Source organism: Thiohalocapsa halophila (assembly GCF_016583825.1).
Classification (GTDB): Bacteria; Pseudomonadota; Gammaproteobacteria; order Chromatiales; family Chromatiaceae; genus Thiohalocapsa; species Thiohalocapsa halophila.
The window spans coordinates 1-660 of the sequence record NZ_NRRV01000259.1 but is presented as its reverse complement, the minus strand read 5'-3'; the positions used below and the strand labels follow the sequence as shown (position 1 = coordinate 660).

1 protein-coding gene is annotated in these 660 nt (G+C 62.0%); it reads right to left on the bottom strand.

The window, feature by feature from the left end; genetic code table 11:
- A partial coding sequence (locus CKO31_RS26325) for an NAD(P)-binding domain-containing protein (protein WP_200243942.1) occupies positions 1-608 on the bottom strand: 608 nt, incomplete at its 3' end.
- Between the last annotated feature and the right edge of the window lie 52 nt (positions 609-660).

Sequence of the window (660 nt, the reverse complement as noted above, 5' to 3'; positions counted from 1 at the left end):
CCCCCGAGCACGGCAACGCGTCGATTGGCAAATCGATCCCGTTGCTCGCCGTGAACGTCGGGCATCGTGTAGCTGACGTGCCCTCGGGCAGCGGCCTCGCCGATGGCCGGCAAGCCGTTGGCGCCCGCGGGGTTGGGCGAAAACCAGGTGCCGGAGGCGTCGATGACGGCGTCGGCAAAGAGGGCATGCTCCTCACCGCTTCTGACATAGCGGATCTCGAACGGCGCCTGTTCGCGCCCCGCGGTTTTCAACTTGTCGAAGCCGACGCGACTGATCGCAGTGACCATGGAGGATAACTTGATGTGATCCTTCAGCGGCGTCTTGGTGCCGAGTGGAGCGAGGTATTGTTCAACAAGCTCCCTGCCCGTTGGCAGCACCTCCGGATTCGGCATCTTCCACCCGATCCGGTGCAGTAAGCGCGCGCAGGCGTGGTCGACGTTGAACTCCCAAGGAGAAAACATCTTGACGTGCTTCCACTGCAGGATCGAGTGTCCAACCTCTAGGCCCCGCTCTAGAATCACCACGGACAAGCCACGTTCCAAGGCATGTGCGCCCGCCGCTAGCCCGACGGGCCCGGCACCGATGATTGCGACTGTTTTGGCTTTCATAGCAGATGCGAATTTTACAGCGGTTGATGGGAAGCTGGCGGCGACGCATGTG